The following is a 20,128-nucleotide window of genomic DNA, read 5'->3' on the forward strand; positions in this document are numbered from 1 at the left end:
AGCATTTTAATAATGTCAGGGTCATTTAGAACGGGGAGCCAGAGCTAAACGAACCGCTTATGGAAACTAACTAACTGAAGCTAAATCAACACCAAAGTTTAACAGAGCATAAAAAGTAGAGAGGCCCACCCAACCAAAAATATCTGAATGAGTGCCTCTCTATTTTTTATTTACTCGGTTTTGTCCCAGCCTCATGATCCTTCAAAATACGTTTGAAGTCTGTTATTTCGCTCTCATGCTTAATAGAACGGGCTGCAAGAGTATCAATGACCCTTTGCTGGTCTTCTAATGTATATTTAATTTCACGGGTTTTCTCATCGACATGCTTCTCAATTTGTTTAAAGTAAGGGCCTAGTCCGTTAATAATATTATCTTTCAACTGGTCTTGTCCTGAGAAGAGCCTTTCCTGGCCTGCATGGAGTTTTTCCTGGCCTGAGCGGAGGTCTTCCTGGCTTGTCCAAAGCCTTTCCTGGCCTGCGCGGAGCTCTTCCTGGCTTGTCCAAAGCTTTTCCTGGCCTCCGCGAAGGTCTTCCTGGCTTGATGAAAGCTTTTCCTGACCTGAACTAAGTTCTTCCTGGCTTGATGAAAGTTTTTCCTGACCTAAGCGAAGGTCTTCCTGACCTAACCAAAGTTTTTCCTGACCTAAGCGGAGGTCTTCCTGAACTGACCAAAGTTTTTCCTGACCTAAGCGGAGGTCTTCCTGAACTGACCAAAGCCTTTCCTGGCCTGAACGAAGGTCTTCCTGGCTTGAGGAGAGACTTTCCTGGCCTCCGCGAAGGTCTTCCTGGCTTGTCCAAAGCTTTTCCTGGCCTGCGCGGAGTTCTTCCTGGCTTGACCAAAGCCTTTGCTGGCCTGAACGAAGGTCTTCCTGACCCGAAAAAAGCATTTTCTGACCTGAAGAAAGACTCTCCTGACCTTGGTCTAAGCCGTCAAGCCGTTTATTAACTTTGTGGATTTCACTAAGTATCTCCTTTAGAGTTTCTTCCACCATAACCACTCCGTTTTAATTTCTTTTATTATATCATGGTTACATTACCCAAACAGCACTTGCACACTACCTTCTTCTTGCGCAGTGGATAAACAGTTTTGCAGGAAATCCAGAATTTGTTTTCCATCCCACTCCATGAAATCACTGCCGGCGGGTGAAGCTTTACTCATATACAATTCTTTAAACATTTTTAGAGCATTGTGAATTTGTTGTATGGAGAAGACAGAACTGTCTCCTGTCCCGCTAACTCCAGCATAGTATTCATTTGCCTCCAGTAAACTGTACAATATGGTGGCATTGTAGTTCCCCATACTAAAACGAGCATACGCAACTTCCTCACCAGCTTTGTTTCGTCCAATAATATCGTGCCCCATAAAAATACCCTCCTTGAAATTAAATTTTGTTTCACCTGGCATGGACAGCTTACCGACCGAAAAATCTGATAATAATTATATTTTTGGGTAGCACCACTCCTGAGCGATTATTTTATATTAAAATTTGGATAAAACCATTTGGAAGAAAAATAGGGTATTATGGCTGAATAAAACGAAAGTTTAATAAGAGGTGCTGCAAAAATGACAGCAAAATCCGAAGCTAGTTAAAAAGCGGTTAATTAAGAAAGAGTGATAATACTATGAATTGTTTGGTGTTCAGGTATTTAAGAGGTTAAATATTTTGCGGATAGGTGTCCGTGGTAAAGTGAGGTTATTTCTATAATAATCCCATGACCGGCCAGTCTTGTCAATAACCAATAATTCGACAAAACTCCTTTGTAAGGTCAATGAATAAATTTTAGCATGGTTATTCTTTCTTCCACCTCATTTAGTAGATTTCAGATATATATTCAAAAAAAGACTAACAAATCGAACTCAATTTGTTAGTCTTTTTAGCTGCGTTACTGAAAAATTTAGTTTCGGGTCAGTGTACCGCCAAGCACTTCCATTTCGGAAGAGCCTCTTTTTACATAAGCGATGATTTGATAACGTCCTGCTGGTGCTAATTCACCGTTAAGCGTCTGATCCCAGCTTACGAAATAAGTTCCTGCAGAAAGGCTTGTACCTTGTGGGATTTCTCTTAAAAGTTCCCCTGTAGCTTCACTTCGGACACGTAAACTAAGCTCGTCTGCTCCAAAAGGAACATTTACGTTACCTACTACATTCCCGCCGGAGATTCCGATTGCCTGCCATGTTGCCAGACGAACGTTTTCCGGTAATTCAACAAACAGAATTGTTGGAACTTCCACTGTCTGGCCACCGTAACTTAAAGTAAATGTACCTTCATAATTCCCTGGATCCAGCTGTCTTGTATCCACTTGAACGTTGAAAGTTAATTCCTGAGTCTGCCCAGGCTGTACCATCAGGTTATTACTTGTCATTACCTTAATTCCTTCATTGCCAGTGTGATTAAGAGAGAATCTTTTGCGCTCAGAAGACACGTTATGAACGGTGAAACTTTGTGTTCTTACTTCTCTTTCTCCTTTTTTATCAAAGATTCCAAAAGCATGGCTTCCTGGTGTAACAAGTACATCTGTATTGATTGCATCCAGTACCCGGATGCTTCCTGCACCCTGGCTGTTATGTGGATATAGGTTTCCATTTGCATCATAAATGTTTTCTGCCGTGTTCATCAGCGCTGCTTTTACAAATTCCACACTCCAGTCTGGATGTGCTTCAAGAATAAGAGCTGCTGCCCCTGCAACGTGAGGCGCTGCCATGCTTGTTCCCTGCAATGCCGCATAACCATGAGTGTGCGGGCCAGCAGCATGGTGTAATGGCACAGTACTTACAATCGCAACACCTGGTGCCGATACATCAGGCTTAATCATCCATGTTCCCATTACCGGGCCGCGGGATGAGAAGTTTGCCATTGTTTCTCCAACTTCTTTTACAAATTCAATATCAAAGGAAATCGTATTGTTCCCTGCTTCTAATTCAGCAAGCAGCTTCTGGCCGTCTGCCTGGGAAGTCATTACCATAGGGATTGGTGTGCCAGGGATTTCCGGCTGCACTCCCGGCTGGTTATTATAAATAACCGCTCCGATAGCGCCATGTTTTTTTGCATTCTCTGCTTTTTCCTGGAATGCATAGTCTCCACGGCTCATTAACGCGATTTTACCTTCTAAATCTTTCCCTGCAAAATCTGCATCAGTACCTGCTAAACCAACATCAACAAACTCAAACTCTCCTTCATTTAAAGCAAGCAACTCCTCTTCAGAAGGGAAACCCATGATTCCTGCGCTTGGATATTCTACTCCTTCAGATGTGAAAATCTCTGCACTGAACAGGTTGTACGGAAGCATCGTCGCCCCTACAGAAATAGCTTCACGGGACGATGCTGGTGAACCAACTGTCCAGTCGTTCGGACCACTGTTTCCGTTTGCTGCAACTGCGACAACTCCATCTGCCATTGCACGGTCTAACGCAAGGCTTGTAACAAAGTCTGGGTTGTTATTTGAGTTACCTAAGGAAAGGTTCATAATATCTGCGCCGTCCTGGACAGCACGCTCAATACCAGCTACGATGTTTGTTGTTGTACCGCTTCCCCCAGGACCAAGTACACGGTAGGCCAATAATGTTGCATCCGGCGCTACCCCTTTAATTTCACCGTTTGCAGCAATTGTACCGGCAACGTGAGTACCATGGTTCGTTCTGCGGTTGATTGCTCCTGTAATAGTTTCCTGTGGGTCTCCATTGTTATCAACAAAGTCCCAGCCTAAATAGTCTCCAAAAGCATGCGCCAGGTCAGGGTGCGTGTAGTCAACACCAGTATCGAGAACCGCAACTGTAATGCCCTCACCTGTATATCCTGCATCCCAGGCATCCTGTGCTCCGATAAATGGAGCGCTGTCAGCCATTGCCGGGGTATATACTTCAGGGTCTAAAAATTCTGCTTCGTCCACGGAAGTAACTTCATGAATGACGTTAGGGTAAACCGCTTTAATACCGTCAACGGTTAATAGATTATGAACCTCATTTTCAGGAAGATCTAAAGAGATTCCTGAAAAAACATAGTCGTATTCTCTGTTAACAGTAACTTCAGCAACTTCCTCAATTGCTGAAATAACAGCATTTCGTTCTGCTTCTAAAGCTTCTTTAGACTGCCTCTTGCCATTATGTTTAGCTTCAAGGATAGATTCTTCTTCCAGCTCAACAATTACTGTAATAGATTCGGAGGAAACACCCTCTGCTTCCAGGTAAAAATCAGGTTCTGCAGGCTGCTCAGCGTTTCCTGCAGCTCCAACACTCGCAAAGCTGGAGAAGAACAGCATGAATATTAAAGAATAAATAAATACGAAATTATTTTTGCCTTTTACCAATTAAATCCTTCCCTTCATTCTTTTTTAGCAATTATTCTTATGGTGGCTAGTGAAAGGTAACAAAGAATATTAATATCTATTAGCTGAGTCTGCACACTCCCCCTTTAAACCGGTCTGCTCTATCGGCAGCCTGCTACTTAGATAACTTTATTTCAAAATATTATAAATTGTCAATCTAGTTAAAATTTATGTAAATACTCTTGAAAGGTATTTTTACAGAATTATCGTGAAAAAGCTTTGACTTTATTTTCAACATGCTATATATCTCATGGAAAACTCTATTAAAAAATGGTAGAAATCCTTTTATTTACCAAGTAATTTACTATATCAATATATAAATAACTGTATCTATCAATCTTTAAACAAGTCAGTAATTCAGACATTTCTGATAAACTTGGTTATATTTTCGCAGTATTTGTCTGATAGTAATCTTATATCTTTTGAAAAACAATAAACTAGTACTGTTTTTATTTGTGCTTCTTTAGGCTTTTTATCCTGATTTTCATATACACTTCTAGTAAATACGTCCTCCATCAAGTCGTTACCTTACCAAATATTTTCCACAATCCACCTACTTAACTTTAATAGCTGCAAATTTATAAGCGTCCTCAATTCCTGAATGAGCCTCATTCATACGTTGAGCCGCGGCGTTCAACCGTTTCAGTTCCTGAATGGGCCCCATTCGTGCGTTGAGTGGCTGCATCCAACCTACTAACTTGATATAGTTTCAAAATGCCAGCATAGCCTCTTATTATTCAGCCGATATCAATCTGCCTTATCACCTCCACCCTTTCCACAATCCGGTGCTAACGGAAAAACTCTTATCATACTATTCTGTATGGGAAACAAGCAAAAGGGGGAAGTGTGGGTGAAGAAGGTGAGGGTGTCTTTACAGCCAATTGTCAGCAATATAAATTTGCCTACTGTTATAAAAACAGCTGTACTTCCAGGCGACACACATGAAAGATTATTTATTGCCACCCAGACAGGAGAAATTTTATATGCCGGAAACGGAGAGATGAGGACTTTTTTGGACATACGTTCACATATCATCGAACTCGGTGCTTCCAATGGGGGTTACGATGAACGTGGACTGCTGGGACTGGCATTTCACCCGGGGTTTTATTATAACGGCCTGTTTTATATCCATTATTCAAAAGCTGGTACGCAAGGCCCTGGTGCTGGTTCCTATGAGCCGGACCCCTGTGACCCGGAAACTTTAAAGCTTGAATGGAACGACAGGGAAACCAAATATGATCATGTTGATACAGTTGAAGAATGGGTTTTACAATCAAATGGCCGGCCTGCAAGGCGACGGACATTACTAAATTTAAGAAGACCCTTCTATAATCATAATGGGGTCAACAGCTTAAACTTTTCACCCGAAACTGGAAATCTTGTTTTATCAAACGGGGATGGCGGGTCTGGTTTTGATCCTTTCAATTTAAGCCAGAATGCCATGGAAATCGCCGGAAAAATCATTGAAATTGACGTAGCTAAGAATGGATTTAACCATAATCCGAAAGCTGTTACACGTTTTGATGAGCTGCCCGTATCTGTTCAGGAATCGCTTTCAGTCTTCGTAATTGGCTTCCGTAATGGACCTGGCATTTCCTATCAGCGATTTAATAATCAATACATTAAATATGTGGGCAATACTGGTCAGGAACTGGTGGAGTCGGTTTTTTCTTTTGTTTATAATAAACCGGTTCCAGCTAGAAAGATTGTTCAGGCATATTCAGCAAACACTGAACCTGACCTGGAAGGGATTATTAACTTAGGATGGCGAGGCTGGGAAGGTAGCTTTCCTTCTCCGGTTTTAAGAGAGTGCGGTGAAAATGCTGATTTGGACGAGAAAATAATTTCTTTTTATGATGAGGCTGTTATTATTTCTCCTAAGCGTATCTATCCCCTTATAAGTTACTTTCATCAGGATCCCCGCCCGGATAAATTTGAGGCAACCGCGCTTACAGGTGTTCAGCCATATATGGGAAACAGCATCCCTGATTTAACAGGAAGTGTTTTGTTTACCGACTTTGCCAGAAATGATGAATCTCAGGAGCCGGAAAGAGGTGTTTTAGCTTATACGAGGGTAAGGATGGATGGCCGTCCGAATGATTACAGTGTTATTGACATTGATTATAATTTCGGCTCCCAACCTTCCAACTTTGTTAGTTTGGGGACTGATTTAAATCAAACGAGGCTGTTTTTAGGTGTCAATGGCTCCAGAAAGGTGACTGATTTTAACAAAGGGTCAGTCTTTGAAATTCTGCCATAATTTTAAGGCATTAAGTTTGGACTAATGCGGATAATCCTTCATGAATATAACCAATCATTATCTGGAATGAGGTATTTCATTTGAAAAACATGAGTCCAGCCAGATTTATCAGCATTGGCGGTCTGTTGACAACGATGGCTGTAATATTTCAGTCTGCGCCTGTATTCTTACCAGTGATTGGCCTCGGCTTTAGCCCTTTAAGTACACTGCCTGTCGCAATTGCTGCTTTCCTGCACATACCACTTGGAATTACTGTATACTTTGCTGCCGCATTAATTCTGGCGTTTATTTATATACAGGAGGCAATCATTCTGTTTTTTACCACCGGCCTTCTTGGCATCGTCATCGGTACCTTCCTTTACAGGAGGGGATTAGTCGTTTCCATAATTCTTTCTGGCGTAATATTATCCCTGGGAATGGTGTCATTAACATATATAGCAGGTATTGCGGCGTTCGGAGATTTAACCAGTTCCCTGTCCATTCCTCATACCATCGTAATCTTCTTAGCATTTTCACTTGTTTATGTTAGCATCTGGAATATATGCCTCCGAAAATTAATCAACTACCTGGTCAGAATAAAAGCCTTTGGAAATGTTGTCAGTTAGACATCTCCAAAGGCTTTTTTCCTAATAAACCAGATTCTAATGATCTCATAACTCAATTGGTTAGATGTATTTACTTTTTTTCTTCCCTCAAACTAAAAGTTAGTGCGTGATTTCGATATTTACAATAATATCTTCTCTATTGTAAATGAACTTTAATGGGGACTTACCAATTGGGACAAACAGAGCAATACAGCCCCTTGACCTGAATAAGCCAAGTACATGCTTCCTCAAAGTAAAATAAGCGATAGATATGTCAGTATATTTTTATGGTATAATATACCCAATACATATTGCTCAATTACATATAAAAGGAGAAGACAAAATGAGAAAAGTGCTTTTTATTGGTTTACTTTTTATCTTATTTTTATCGGGGTGTAATCAGGAAGTATACAACAATTCGATCCAAAAGGGATTGGATTTCATCGCGAGTGAAGAATTTAAAAAGGCGGAAGGTGCATTCGAAATAGCTCTCAGTGAAAAAAAACAGGATGAAAGAGCAACGGCATTATTAGAACAAACGAGAAATTACCAGGATGCTTTACAAGCTTTAGAGGAGGGAGATTTGGATCTTGCTGCTAATAACGCAGAAAAAGTCACTAAAGAAACAGAAGGTTCAGAGGCATTAATAAAAAAGACGGAAGAAATATATTTATTAATAGAAGACTTCCAAACAACATATTCTGAAATAACCGAGCAAAATGAGTCAGTGTTGCAATTATTAGAATCAGAAGAATATGAAAAAGCTGCTATATCTATTGAAGAAATATTAACTGCAGATTTGAGCCACATGTTTTTTCAATCTTTAAGCGAAGATGTTGAGAATTTAAAGAAAGACATTGAAACAGCTTTAATTGCCCAAGAAAAAGCTGAAAGAGAAGCAGCTGAAAAAGAGAGAGCTGCGATAGAGGAGGCTGAAAGAGAAAAGGCTGCAAAAGAAGAAGCCGAACGGACTGCTGCAGAAGAAACAAAGGAACAAGTGAATAAAAGAGAAGAAACTGTTACAGCTAATATTTCTGCGGACGATGCACTAGCAATAATTAAAAATCTCGGCACGTGGAGTTCCACTACGAGTTTTAGCTTGGATGCTTTTGAAATGGATGGAGTTAAGTATCATTATATTTATGTGGAGGATGCTGCAAATGAAAGCTATTCTTCAAAAGTTCATTACTTAGTGCACCCTGTAGATGGCACGGTCTATGACTATAGCCGTGGAAGCTTAGCTCCGTTAAATTAATATGCGGGAAGCAACAGGTGAAATACTAGTCTGTTTAGATAGGAATATCTCTCTGTCTGATTAACAGGGTAAAATTATTACTTCAATACTTAAGCTTTTAACCAGCATATAAAAAAATGGCTGGCATGATTACGGTTCAATACCGCCCTTCACGCCAGCCATTTAGCTTTTTAGTATAATCTCTAACTATTTTTTGGGACACCAGTTTAATGTCCTGCTTTCCTTCTGCTTTGCATCAGGGTACTTCTACTGTTCATCAAGAAACTTTGCCTCAAAATCATCGAGCATAGCATGTGCTTCAGCTGTTGACTCTGTGGTCATCAGTTCATTCCTTAATGCACTGGCCCCCCGGAATCCTTTGACATATATCTTAAAAAAGCGGCGAAGAGCATTGTACGAACGCAGGCCCAGGTCTGAATATTTATCATGAAGGTCCAGATGCAATCGTAAGAGATCAAGCAATTCCTTGCTGCTGTGGTCTCTCTTCTCTTTTTCAAAAGCAAATGGATTACTGAAAATACCTCGCCCAATCATAACTCCGTCAACACCATATTGTTCAGCCAGCCTCAGGCCAGTTTCCCTGTCAGGAATATCCCCATTGATGGTCAGGAGTGTATCTGGCGCTACCTCGTCACGAAGTTTCTTGATCTCCGGGATCAGTTCCCAATGAGCATCTACTTTGCTCATCTCATCCCTTGTCCGCAGATGAATAGAGAGATTAACAATATCCTGCTTCAGTATGTGTTTCAGCCAGTCCCGCCATTCATCTACCTCCGAAAAACCGAGCCTTGTTTTTACACTAACGGGAAGTCCTCCTGCTTTTGCAGCTTGTATTAGTTCCGCTGCAATTTCCGGCCGGCGGATAAGACCGCTTCCCTTCCCATGCCGCGCCACATTAGGTACAGGGCAGCCCATATTAATGTCGATACCACGAAAGCCCAGTTCCGCCATACCGATACTCATTTGCCGGAAGTTTTCAGGCTTATCCCCCCATATATGGGCTACAATTGGCTGCTCGTCCTCTGTGAAAGCAAGACGCCCGCGCAGACTATTTATCCCCTCAGGATGACAATAACTCTCCGAATTTGTGAACTCTGTAAAGAATACATCAGGCCTCGCTGCTTCACTGACTACATGGCGAAAAACAACGTCGGTCACATCTTCCATTGGTGCTAATATAAAAAATGGTCGTGGGAGTTCACGCCAGAAATTATCTTTCATAATAAGTTCAAATCCTCTCATGAATGTGTTACCAGGCAATCTTTTAAATAAAGAAAACTTGGCAAGCCAAGCCTTAAAAGAGGCGAAGGATTGCCTTAGTTGCACTTATACTATAATCCTAAAAATTTTGTCAGCGTCGAGACGGCTACGTTGCAAAATTTTTTTACTTTCTTATAGTGCAAAATTAAAAACAGAATTCCTCTGTTTCTTTTACACTTATACCATGCATAAGCACTTTTTATCAACCTGATCTTAATCGGTTATCCTTACAACCTGAATAAGACTGCTACATACGCTATTATCCAGTATTCCACCATTCGGGGGAAAATAAAGATTCGCTGAAAAAGACTGGATACCTTGGCTGTCCAGGCTGAGTCAGGTTTAAGCATGAGAACTTAAAGGAATTATCATTAATACTTTAAAATGCATTTGTTTTTCAGAACATAAAAAGAATTGCCTCAGGCTCTTAAATTTACATTAATTAGTTCACGTGGTTTTTTTATTATGCAACCGAAGTACGTACTATCACATATCTCCAGGAGGCACATGATGAGATTTGCGGGTGTTGGTTTAGTTATGCTTGCCGCTGTATGCTGGGGCATTAGTGGGGGAATTGGCGATATTTTAATGAACAAGGGCTGGGACCCAATTGTGATTTCCTTTTACCGGGGTGCTGTTGCTTTTATATGTTTTCTTGCGTGGTTTCTCATTCGCTTCAGAAAAAATTGGCTCTTTTCTACTCGTTTATACATATGGTCCCTCCTAGCAGGTGTTGGAGTTGCTGGAAATTTCACTTTTTATTTTCTCAGTATCCAGGCATCAAGCATCGCTGTTGCTGCTACTTTAATGTACACCGCACCTGTGTTTGTCCTTTTAATTTCCTTTTTATTACGGCTGGAACGTTCGACCTGGTTTAAATGGGGCTGCATTTTTGGTGTGCTTCTGGGGATTATCCTGCTTACAGGCGCCTACAGTACCGATTCGATTTCAGTGAGTTTTCTGGGAGCGGTAGCGGGGCTTGCTGCTGGTCTTTCCTATGCCTTGTTTATATTCGGGTTCAAAAATGCTTCTTCTATCGGAAATCCTCCGACCACCTTAACGATTGCATTTTTTTCATTTTGTCTCATCCTTTTTCTTTTTGCGGACAATGAGGAAACAGCCAGTGTGCTGACGTCAAGCGACATAGGCTGGTTTCTTCTCTTAGGGATCGTGGGCGCTGGACTTTCATTTATACTTTATGTGATTGGAATACGGCGGACTGCTCCGACAACTGCTTCGATGGTCGCTATGGTCGAGCCGGTCACAGCTTCATTATTTGGCGTTCTGCTTCTAGGAGATCATTTGACCACCATTCAAATTATTGGAATGGTAATCATCCTGCTAACGGTCACCATACTTAGTGTGAAGCGGTCCGACTGAGGAGGTTTATTTCCAGGAATATAATTAAATTGGAATAATTCAATTATGTATAGCAATCAAAAAGAGTCCCATTGGGGCTCTTTTAATCAATTCTCACAATGACCGCACCGCTTTCCACATGGTTTGAGAAGTGTGCTTTCTTTTTTACATTGGATAGCATTTTGTACTGTTGCACAGTAATTAACTTTAGGTATTCTTTGTTCTTCTATAAACTAGAGGATTCTTACTTTAACAAAAGCTTATATACTCAGTTTATACTTATAAATAAACTCCTTCACCCTAAGTAGATTTTTTTCAATAAAATTACTTGGATCTTCGCTTACCAGTAAAATATAGTTTAAAAAATTCACCCTTCTTGCGGTCATTAACAAATCTAAATCAAATTCTGTAAACTCCGGTAATGGTCTAATTTTTTCATAACCTTTGAAGAAAAGCTGCTTTACGTTATCATATTTGAATTTTTCCTCAAATCTGTAATAGTATAATAAAATAGCAATGTCATGCAGGGGTAATCCAAGCAGTGTATCTTCAAAATCAATAATATGCATCTCATTTCCATTAACTAAGACGTTCCAAGGATTTAAATCACTATGAATGAGTTGAAGATCTCTTTCATTCATTTGATAATACTCAGATAATCTACTATTTAAGTAAGGAATAATTGTATCCATTACTTCATGGTATTCTTTGGATAAATAACGCTGGTACTCACTTTGTTTATAAACCATTTTGTCTTCTTTATAATAAAAAACATTATCCCATCCTTTTGGCGAAAAAGTCTCAGGAACCTTTTCACCATATGTAGCAACATGTAACCGTGCAGTTAGTTCTCCTAATTGAATAAACCTATCTTCATTTTCATTACCATCTAAATCTTCTCCTTCTAACCAGCTGTAAATAGCAACCCGTACAGGGGACCTGCCTTCATCTATCTTTATTTCCTGTATTTCACTCCCGTCAGCAGCTGGCAGGATGGATGGGATAGAAATTCCACCTCTTTTGCTTACTAGATTCATCACATATACTTCCAAATGATTATCTTCTAGCGTGCTAGAGTTTTCTTGAAAAATTTTCATTAAAAACGTATTCCCTTTTGTATCAGTCAATTTGTATAGAATATTTGTTTCTTCAGCTAAAAAATACAAATCTTTAAGCTTGAAATCGTACCTATCGATAGCTAGTTTTGCTACATCTGCGAACTTTTCAGGGTTGTTCATCGCGCTTCTCCTCTCTTTAACGAAATAATTACATATATTCTGTATATGGAAAGTAAAATCCTCCAATTTCAGGTGTTTATAATGAAGTTCACTGCTCCTCAATCTAAGTCCCCTCTCAAAAAATCTCCCTAAATCCCCCCCATCAAATCCATATTCCACCATTGTTGATAATCAAAGTTAGGTAATGGAAAGAAGAGTAAGTTGAGAAAAGATAGATGAGGCAAGGGTTGGGCATGAATAAGACCCGGAAATCGGAAATGTTTATTTTACCGAAAACCAGGTCTATATCGGAAATGTTTATTTTGTTTAGGAAAGTTTATTTTTGGGTTACAACTTTCTTTCAATGACCGCAACGCACTCAACGTGTGTCGTATGCGGAAACATATCCACCGGCTGGACTTCCTTCGTTTCATAACCGTGTTCATCGAGATATTTCAGGTCACGGGCCAGTGTTGCCGGGTTACATGATACATAAACAACACGGTCCGGATTCATATTAACGATTGTTTCAAGGAGTGACTCGTCACAGCCTTTCCTTGGCGGGTCAACGACGATAACCTCCGGCCTTACCCCTTGGGCGTACCACCATGGGAAGACCTTCTCTGCTTCCCCCACTGCAAAATCAACATTTTCAAACCCATTAAGCCTCGCATTTTTCTTTGCATCGGATATTGCTTCAGGAACAATTTCCACACCGTAAACATGCTTTGCTTCCTGGGCGAGGAACAAACTGATTGTGCCGATGCCGCAGTATGCGTCAATGACAGTTTCCTTCCCTGTAAGCTGGGCGTATTCCAGTGCTTTGTCATAAAGCACCTTTGTCTGGTCAGGGTTTACCTGGTAAAAAGACCGGGCTGAGATAGCGAATTTAATATCGCCAATATAATCGTGGATAACTTCCTCGCCCCAGAGCACTTCTGTTTTATCTCCAAAAATAACGTTTGTCCTGCTCGGATTAATATTCTGGATAATCGATTTTACATTCGGCAGACTCTCCTGAATTTCCCGGACGAGATTCTTCTTATTAGGAAGCTCTTTTCCTTTCGTTACGAGAACAACCATCAGTTCACCAGTAACTTTACCATGCCTTGTTACTACATGCCGGAGTGTCCCCTTATGGGTTTTATCATCATACCCGCGAATCCCGTATTTCATAGCGAGGTTTTTCACTACCTGGACCACATTATCGTTTTCAATATGCTGGATATCGCAGCCTTTCATATCGACGATCCGGTGGCTCCGTTCCGCAAAAAATCCTGCAATTAGGCCTCCTTCTTCCTCCCCAACAGGCACTTGTGCCTTATTGCGGTATCGCCATGGCTTATCCATTCCAAGTACAGGATGGACATCGACGGAGGTAAGGCCGCCAATTCTTGCGAGAACCTCACGGACATGCTTTTCTTTATGGCGGAGCTGCCCTTCATAAGTGAGATGCTGCAGCTGGCACCCGCCACACTGCTTAAAGATTGGGCATGGGGGCTCTATGCGATCCTCGCTTTCCTGCTTTATCTCCATTAATCTGCCAATGGCAAATTTTTTCTTCACATTTATTATTTTTACATCGCCTGTTTCCCCTGGAAGCGCCCGAGGAACAAAAACTGGAAATCCATTTATTTTTGCAACCCCGGCACCGTCATGAGTGAGGTCTTCAAACGTTAATTCTAACATTTGATTTTTTTCTACTGGCAAACTCTTTGCTGACATAATTAAAAGTCCTTTCCCGTGCATGTTTTTCTGCTTTTGATTGTACCATATTGCTTATAGTTGAAAAAAATCATTAGACTGATATGATATAGAAGGTGATTTTAAAGATGAGGTGTTTAACATATGGCTAAAATAAACAGAAATGAACCGTGCCCATGCGGCAGCGGCAAAAAATATAAGAAATGCTGCTTACATAATAATGAAGCCAGCCCGCTGAGCTTCACGGAGGAGGACAGGAAAACTTTCCAGAAGCTTCTTCCATCCTTATTTGATTACAGCAAGAAATTTGATGACAAGCTGCAGCCGCTCTACCAGCGCTATACTGCTTCGTTTGAAGATATCAGAGAACAGGATGCTAAAGCGTTCTCCCAGATTATTTTTCACTGGCTGATTTTTAACGCGCCAGTGCTTAACAACTCAGAAACGATTCTCTCTTCTTTTATCGAAGAGAACCGCGAAACCAGTTCTCCGGCTCTTCAGAAATTACTGGATCGCTGGAAAGGGATCAAACCATCATTGCTCATTGTCACAAAGGAAGATAATAACACAATTCAGCTGAAGGACAGTCTCGATCCGGCAGCAATCATTCCTGAAAAAACAGCAGCTTTAGCTGATTTATCAGATGGGGATCTTCTTATCGGATATATTTATCCTACCCCGGATGGCTCTGTATTAGGCACAGATGCCCTGCTCGTTCCTGCCAGCATGAAAAGTGCTTTTTACCAGGAATATGACCGGCTGACTGATTCCTTTAACCGGAACGGAAAGCCGGAAAAAGAATTCTTTGTTGACTGCTTCCCTGCCTTTATTTCTCTAATATCATGGTTCCTCTCCCCAGAGAATGATAATAAAGCTGATGCTGAAGCGGAAGAAAAACAAGCAGAAGTAATTAATGTTCTGTTTAACCAGATTGATCTCATGGCATATCCATACAGTTTGCTGCTGAGGGCTGAAAAAATGTGGAACAGTTACTACGGGGAGAAAAATCCGCGAATCCAGAAACCTGCTGTTTTTGCAGCCTCTCTTGAATACTGGATGTCCAAACAGCCAGGCCAGTGGACAAACCCTAAACAGAAGGAACTGGCGGAAAAATACGGGGTTTCCCCGGCCACTATATCTGCAAAATACAAGGATTTTACAAGCAGTTTAACCGAAGAACAACCTGTAAGAGTGCCAAGAGGATAATAACGTAAGAAACGCTTTATTTTACATAAAGCGTTTTTTCTGTGTAACAGCCAGATTAATAAGAGAAGTCCTGGTTTTTACTGCTTTGAAAAAGGATATTAGCGAATTTTCTCGAATATTTATTTTAAAGAGCACTTATTTTTCAGCAAATCTGGAGGAGGTATATACCAGGAAAAGAAACTTGGATGGATAGGCCCCTTTGTGCTTCAAATGAGATGAACTTTTTAAAAAAGGAAAAACTGTTGGAAGTTCTATGTCTAAGCTGGACATATTAGAAAAAAGTCCATTGCAGCAAATGAAAAGCGCTTTTGACAGTAAGCTGGCATTACAGTATTTTTGCCTCCTGTTCAGCTCTGAACGGCTGAATGGGAAAGTTTACATTCCCGGTGAGCGGGGTATTGGAATAGCACTTACAGGTATGAAACCACTGGACGGTTTTAAGATGAAGTAATGGATAACAGAACGCTTGTTATGGTACGGTGATTTAATTTGAACTACAATATAAACTAAAAGAGGTGGTACATATGGATTGGCTCGGTATTGGCGTTTTCATACTCGCATTAGGTTTTGCAGTACTCGTTTTCTTTCTCATTCCCGTACTTAAAAAACTGGAATCAACATTAGGATCTACCGCAGAAACAATTGATAAAACACAAAAGAGCCTGGAGGATATCACCAACGAAACAACACTTATCCTCTACAACACTAACGAAACATTGCTTGATATCAACAACAAGATGACAAAACTGGATCCTTTATTCCAGATTGTCCATGATACCGGGGAGTCTGCGCACCATCTGACAAGCACCATGGCGAAAGTAACTATGGATAAGTCAGAACGGGCGAAGCTGGGAACCGAAGTACTCGATGCAAACAACTTACGGGGAATTCTCCGGGGCGCTGCTTTCATCTATTATTTGAAACAGGCGAAAAAGGAAGCAGACAAAAAGAAGCAGAAAACCGAAGGCGCAACATTAACAGACGTGAATATGCATTAATATTTAAAAGGCTGCATCAGCATTTGATGCAGTCTTTTTTGCTGAAAGATATTTTAAGGTTGTTTTTCATTGCCAGCGAAGCTTTTACACAACTCCTGAATTGCTGTACGATATTAAAAGAAGAAAAACGAGACGCAACCAGCGCAATGATGAAAGCTATAGAAAGAAGGGATAATTACATATGAAGGATGAGCAGCAAATGAGTGGCAGCATAAAAGAGATGTCGCCGCTTGATTCATCAGACAGACTGAACCACATAGACAGTCTGCGGGGCTTTGCCCTGTTTGGAATATTAATGGTCAATATGCTTGCGTTCCAATACGGGACAATCGGTTTTAAATTTATCTATCCGGGTCTAACATCACCTGACCAGTCCGCCCATGTATTCATTGAGTGGTTTTTCCAGGGCAGCTTTTATCCCGTTTTTTCCATATTTTTTGGTTTTGGTGCCGTAATGATCTGGGACCGGTCCACGGAAAAACAGCGTCCATTTAACCTCATGTTTATACGCCGCCTGCTGTTGCTTATGGCTATTGGTTTTGTTCATTTGTATTTTATCTGGGACGGAGATATCCTCTTAGCTTACAGTATAACAGGATTAATTTTTTTCTTTTTTATAAAAAGGGCTGCAAAAACATTGCTTGTATGGGCTCTTCTCTTAGCAGGCTTTATGGCGTTGCCAGGGCTGTTCCCAGGTGACGACGGGGCTGTCCCTCCAGGCCTTAAAGAGTTTGGGGCTTCCGAACAAGAAATACTTGCGGAGGGCAGTTATGCCGATGTGGTAACCCATCGTTTTACATCGAATCCTTATGAAGCAATCGATTACGGGCCAGGGGTTGCCCCGGAGGAACAGGAGCTCCTGGCTTCGGCCATGTCGGTTATTAATTTTATTACGATAACAGTACAGACTTTATTCCTGTTTTTGCTCGGAGGGTTTATCGCGAAAAAAAGGTGGCTCCATCGCCCGCAACAGAACAGTGGAATTCTGCTGAGAGCTTCGGTGGCAGGTGTTACAGCGGGCCTTATCCTTAAAGGTGCCATGGTTTTTACTGATAATGCTTCTCTTGATTATCTTGGATATATTATCGGCGGTCCGATATTGGGAGTAGGGTATATTGCTCTTTTCACACTTGTATTTGTTAAAACCGGTGCAGCGTCCATCTTCCGTGGCCTTGCGTACACTGGACAAATGGCGCTTACAAACTATCTTTTTCAGTCAGTAGTGATGACCACTATTTTTTACGGATACGGATTTGGATTATTTGCATCGCTTGGAACATTGGCGGGTATTCTGCTCGCGGTTGCCTTCTTCGCTGTGCAGATGCTGTTGAGCAAATGGTGGCTGGGAAGGTTCAGGTTTGGTCCTGTGGAATGGATTTGGAGATCAGGAACATATTTGAGGAAACAGCCAATTAGAAAATAGAATAGCTGGCGCTTACTGGACAAATTTTTGAGTTTTCATTGAAATTTGTCCTGCAAATTACTTTTGCTGGACAAATTTACTTTCCTACTGACATATTTGTCCCGCAAATTCTCTTTTCTGGACAAATGCGAGCGATTCACAGGCAATTTGTCCTGATAATCGGTATAAAAAGGAATATAATAGAAATCGTTAAGCTGTTGCTGGACAAATTTTTAGCTTCTCCTTGAGATTTGTCCAGCAAATCATTTTTTCGGGACAAATCTGCCTTTCAACTGACACATTTGTCCAGCAAATTCTCTTTTCTGGACAAATTCAAACGATTTACAGGAAATTTGTCCAGATAATCGGTATAAAAAGGAATATAATAGAAATCGTTAAGCTGTTGCTGGACAAATTTTTGGCTTCTCCTTGAGATTTGTCCAGCAAATCATTTTTTCGGGACAAATCTGCCTTCTAACTGACACATTTGTCCAGCAAATTCTCTTTTCTGGACAAATTCAAGCGATTTACAGGAAATTTGTCCAGATAATCGGTATAAAAAGGAATATAATAGAAATCGTTAAGCTGTTGCTGGACAAATTTTTGAATCTTCATTGAAATTTGTCCAGCAAATTACTTTTTCAGGACAATTTCGGCTGCCCTCTTCAAAATTTGTCCTGTATATTTTTTGCTTGAAAAATCATCAAATTCCATTAACAATTTATCTTCATGTTCACACCCTCAGCACTACGTAGTTTTTCAAACAAAAAAGAGGACCGAAAACATTCGTTTTCCCGGTCCTCTTTTCATTTAATAAAGCCGCTGGAAACAAGCAAGGTCCTTATCCGGCACAATCATTTCTATATGATTATGAAGGTTTACAAACTCTCCTGGCAGTACTCCTCCGTACTCCCCGTCGAGGTTCAACTGCATTTCCTGTTCGGAATGGACTTTAATTCTGCTGGCCTGCACGTAAATAACGCTTTCATCCCTGATATGCTCTCCGCGCATCGCGGCACTTACAAGCCTAACAACATCTGCAAGATTTGACTTCTTAAGAATCAGCAAATCAAAAAGCCCATCATTCAAGTATGCTTTTGGCGCAAGCTTTTCAAAACCTCCAACCGAGTTAGTATTGGAAACAAGGAACAGCATGATTTCCCCTTCAAACCACTTTCCATCATATTCAATCGTTACATTGCTCGGTTTGATCCGTGGCAGTTTTTCAAAGCCTTTTACATAGTAAGCTACCTGCCCCATCATCGTCTTCAGCCTGCTAGGAACTTCATATGTCAATTCCGTAAGTGTACCACCGCCGGCAATGTTAATAAAATACTGAGTCTCTACCTTTCCGATATCCACGGACTGAATCCTGCCGTTACACAGCACCTCACACGCCTCATTGACCTCTCTTGGTATGTGAAGAGCTCTGGCGAAATCATTGGTTGTACCTGCAGGTATAATTCCGAGGCGGGGTCTGACTTCCATCTCAGCCATTCCATTCACCACTTCATTAATTGTACCGTCCCCGCCTGCAGCAATGATCAAATCAAATTTATTTTGACATGCTTTTTCTGCAGCCCGTTTTGCGCAGTCTTTACCTGTAGTCGCATGTGCGGAGGTTTCATAGCCTGCATTCTCAAGGCGTTCCAGTATAAATGGCAGCTGTTTCCTGACCTGTTCTCTCCCTGAAGTTGGATTATAAATTAATCTGGCCCGTTTCATTTTTATTTCCTCCGTGTTCTGCTGACTTCCACGATTTAACAAGACCAGTATATCACTATTTTACTGAGTTTAATATTTTAATCTACCGGCCTGGCTATAATCAAGTTTACCTTATTTCTATTTAAAAGCCTTGATTATCATTCTGTCAAATATGGTCGAAAAAATTATTTCAAAAAAATAAGTAAAAGTTTTCTACTAACTCTCAAAATGAGCTATTATAAAAATAAGAGGGGGGTTCACAAAAATGCCAAAATTCTTTCACAGGTTGTTCATATCTGTCTTATCAGTGGTGATTTTCAGTGCGTTAGCTGCAGCGTATCAGCTCGTGTTTTCAGGGGGAGACCAGTTAGGATTTGGCTTATTGACCGGGATATACACCTTCTATACAGCACCGGTGTTTATTCTTGGGGGTATTCCAGCTTCATATGCAGCAGACCATTTTATTAAAAAACATAAGGATACAATAACTTCTGCAGTTCATGAGTATGTACGTGCCTTCAGTTTATACGCAGCAGCAGGTGTAACTGTTTCTATCGTGTATTTCTCACTTTCAGCTCTTTCCCGAGGACAATTTTATTTTACTCCAGGTGAATCATTGACCAGCATCCTGATTGGTGTAGCCGGAGCTCTAGTTTACTACCACATCAGCCTGTTACTGAAAATCAACTGGGAAAAGTTAAAAGAACAGCAACACAAAAAAGAGCAGGAAGACCAGTCATACAGTTCATAAAGCAATAAAATTATATACTTATTAAAGTATCAGCAATTTGCTGGTACTTTTTTTCGTTATTCTTTTTAGGAATAAAACTGGTTAAAAATAAATAAAAACAGGGAAG

The 20,128-nt window shown here is 40.7% G+C and carries 16 protein-coding genes; 9 read left to right on the forward strand and 7 right to left on the reverse strand.

Features of this window, described 5'->3' with window-relative positions:
- Nucleotides 1-166 precede the first annotated feature (166 nt).
- The 3 genes from BK582_RS00645 to BK582_RS00655 form a co-directional block, all read right to left on the reverse strand.
- The gene (locus BK582_RS00645) at nt 167-991 is read right to left on the reverse strand and encodes a hypothetical protein (RefSeq protein ID WP_078592521.1); all 825 of its coding nucleotides are present in this window, start codon (nt 989-991) and stop codon (nt 167-169) included.
- A gap of 41 nt (nt 992-1,032) precedes the next feature.
- Nucleotides 1,033-1,362 (reverse strand): hypothetical protein, encoded by a 330-nt coding sequence (locus BK582_RS00650; RefSeq protein WP_078592522.1) that lies wholly within the window; start codon nt 1,360-1,362, stop codon nt 1,033-1,035.
- 533 nt (nt 1,363-1,895) lie between these two features.
- Nucleotides 1,896-4,256, reverse strand: a complete 2,361-nt coding sequence (locus tag BK582_RS00655) for a S8 family serine peptidase (RefSeq protein WP_078597725.1) — start codon at nt 4,254-4,256, stop codon at nt 1,896-1,898.
- 916 nt (nt 4,257-5,172) lie between these two features.
- On the opposite strand from BK582_RS00655, the gene BK582_RS00660 reads away from it, so the two are divergent.
- The 3 genes from BK582_RS00660 (at nt 5,173) to BK582_RS00670 (ending at nt 8,421) form a co-directional block, all read left to right on the forward strand.
- Entirely contained in the window at nt 5,173-6,582 is a 1,410-nt protein-coding gene (locus BK582_RS00660) for a PQQ-dependent sugar dehydrogenase (protein WP_078592523.1), read from the forward strand.
- 80 nt (nt 6,583-6,662) lie between these two features.
- A complete protein-coding gene (locus BK582_RS00665) occupies nt 6,663-7,187 on the forward strand; it encodes a hypothetical protein (RefSeq protein ID WP_078592524.1) in 525 nt (174 codons plus the stop codon).
- 322 nt (nt 7,188-7,509) lie between these two features.
- On the forward strand, nt 7,510-8,421 hold the full coding sequence (locus BK582_RS00670; RefSeq protein WP_078592525.1) for a hypothetical protein: 912 nt from the start codon (nt 7,510-7,512) through the stop codon (nt 8,419-8,421).
- A gap of 246 nt (nt 8,422-8,667) precedes the next feature.
- Here BK582_RS00670 and BK582_RS00675 read toward each other — a convergent pair whose 3' ends face one another.
- Nucleotides 8,668-9,642: a tRNA dihydrouridine synthase gene (locus tag BK582_RS00675; protein ID WP_078597727.1), complete on the reverse strand. Its 975-nt coding sequence runs from the start codon at nt 9,640-9,642 to the stop codon at nt 8,668-8,670.
- Nucleotides 9,643-10,191: 549 nt separating this feature from the next.
- Between BK582_RS00675 and BK582_RS00680 the strand changes: the two genes are divergently transcribed.
- Nucleotides 10,192-11,061: a DMT family transporter gene (locus tag BK582_RS00680; protein ID WP_078592526.1), complete on the forward strand. Its 870-nt coding sequence runs from the start codon at nt 10,192-10,194 to the stop codon at nt 11,059-11,061.
- Nucleotides 11,062-11,300: 239 nt separating this feature from the next.
- On the opposite strand, the gene BK582_RS00685 is transcribed toward BK582_RS00680, so the two are convergent.
- Both BK582_RS00685 and rlmD read right to left on the reverse strand, forming a co-directional pair.
- Nucleotides 11,301-12,278 carry a phosphotransferase enzyme family protein gene (locus tag BK582_RS00685; protein ID WP_169910702.1) on the reverse strand — a complete coding sequence of 326 codons (978 nt, stop codon included), beginning with the start codon at nt 12,276-12,278 and terminating at the stop codon, nt 11,301-11,303.
- 327 nt (nt 12,279-12,605) lie between these two features.
- Nucleotides 12,606-13,982: a 23S rRNA (uracil(1939)-C(5))-methyltransferase RlmD gene (gene rlmD, locus BK582_RS00690; RefSeq protein WP_078597728.1), complete on the reverse strand. Its 1,377-nt coding sequence runs from the start codon at nt 13,980-13,982 to the stop codon at nt 12,606-12,608.
- Between the two features lie 123 nt (nt 13,983-14,105).
- Between rlmD and BK582_RS00695 the strand changes: the two genes are divergently transcribed.
- From BK582_RS00695 to BK582_RS00710, 4 genes are all read left to right on the forward strand, one after another.
- Nucleotides 14,106-15,167 carry a YecA family protein gene (locus BK582_RS00695; protein WP_078592528.1) on the forward strand — a complete coding sequence of 354 codons (1,062 nt, stop codon included), beginning with the start codon at nt 14,106-14,108 and terminating at the stop codon, nt 15,165-15,167.
- A gap of 253 nt (nt 15,168-15,420) precedes the next feature.
- Nucleotides 15,421-15,618, forward strand: coding sequence for a hypothetical protein (locus BK582_RS00700; RefSeq protein ID WP_078592529.1), 198 nt, complete (start codon nt 15,421-15,423; stop codon nt 15,616-15,618).
- Nucleotides 15,619-15,691: 73 nt separating this feature from the next.
- Nucleotides 15,692-16,165, forward strand: a complete 474-nt coding sequence (locus BK582_RS00705; protein ID WP_078592530.1) for a DUF948 domain-containing protein — start codon at nt 15,692-15,694, stop codon at nt 16,163-16,165.
- Nucleotides 16,166-16,364: 199 nt separating this feature from the next.
- Entirely contained in the window at nt 16,365-17,588 is a 1,224-nt protein-coding gene (locus BK582_RS00710; protein ID WP_169910705.1) for a DUF418 domain-containing protein, read from the forward strand.
- Between the two features lie 789 nt (nt 17,589-18,377).
- Here the strand turns inward: BK582_RS00710 and BK582_RS00715 are convergent.
- On the reverse strand, nt 18,378-19,292 hold the full coding sequence (locus BK582_RS00715) for a diacylglycerol kinase (protein WP_078592532.1): 915 nt from the start codon (nt 19,290-19,292) through the stop codon (nt 18,378-18,380).
- Between the two features lie 244 nt (nt 19,293-19,536).
- On the opposite strand from BK582_RS00715, the gene BK582_RS00720 reads away from it, so the two are divergent.
- Nucleotides 19,537-20,022 carry a hypothetical protein gene (locus BK582_RS00720; RefSeq protein ID WP_078592533.1) on the forward strand — a complete coding sequence of 162 codons (486 nt, stop codon included), beginning with the start codon at nt 19,537-19,539 and terminating at the stop codon, nt 20,020-20,022.
- The last annotated feature ends 106 nt before the right edge of the window (nt 20,023-20,128 follow it).

Source organism: Evansella clarkii (genome assembly GCF_002019695.1).
Taxonomy (GTDB): Bacteria; Bacillota; Bacilli; order Bacillales; family Salisediminibacteriaceae; genus Evansella; species Evansella clarkii.